Raw genomic sequence first — 690 nt, forward strand, 5'->3', positions numbered from 1 at the left:
ACGCCGAGGCAGATGCAGGCGCTGCAATGGGTGCTAGCAGGCAAGGCGAACAAGGAAATCGCGCAGCTCGCGAACCTGAGCGAAGGCACGGTGAAGAACCATGTCTCGACCATCCTGCTGCTGTTCGGCATGCGCTCGCGCGCCCAGTTGATCAGCACCCTGCATTGAGCGTGCAGCCCGCCGCGTCGAACGACCCGTCCGCCGACCACGCACTCGGCCAACGGGTGCTGCGGGAGCACGTTGCCTCGGTCTACAGCACCTACGGCGTCTCGACGCTGACGCACATGGCCTTCGTGGTGGTGTTCGGCAGCATCATCTATTCGCAGCTGAAGGACCCGAGCCTGCTGTTCTGGCTGGCCGGGCTGCTGATGGCCGACATCTACGTGTTCTTCACGCCGCGCTGGAATCCGTCCCGGCCCGTGCGTGAGAGCGCGTACTGGGCACGCAAGATCTCGCGCATGGTCACGCTGGTGAGCATGGTCACGGCGGTGGTGCCCTGGCTCATCGTGCCGCACGACAACCTGCCCATGACCTCGCTGCTGATGGCCGTGATCGTCGGCAGCTGCGCGCGGGCGGCGCAGTCGCTCTGGCCGCTTAAGCCGGCGCTCTTCGGCTACACGATGCCGATGTCGCTGGGCATGATTACCGCGCTGGCGTGGCAGGGCGACGGGCTGCATCTGTTCCTGGCGG

The 690-nt window shown here is 65.9% G+C and carries 1 protein-coding gene and 1 pseudogene; both read left to right on the top strand.

What is annotated here, in order from left to right; translation table 11 throughout:
* The coding region (locus ACSFA3_RS26210; protein ID WP_435508217.1) for a response regulator transcription factor at positions 1-168 on the top strand (168 nt) is incomplete at its 5' end.
* A gap of 2 nt (positions 169-170) precedes the next feature.
* Positions 171-690 (top strand): annotated as a pseudogene (locus ACSFA3_RS26215) (hybrid sensor histidine kinase/response regulator); the annotation flags it as partial.

This window comes from Variovorax glucosi (assembly GCF_051216695.1).
In the GTDB taxonomy this organism is placed as follows: domain Bacteria; phylum Pseudomonadota; class Gammaproteobacteria; order Burkholderiales; family Burkholderiaceae_C; genus Variovorax.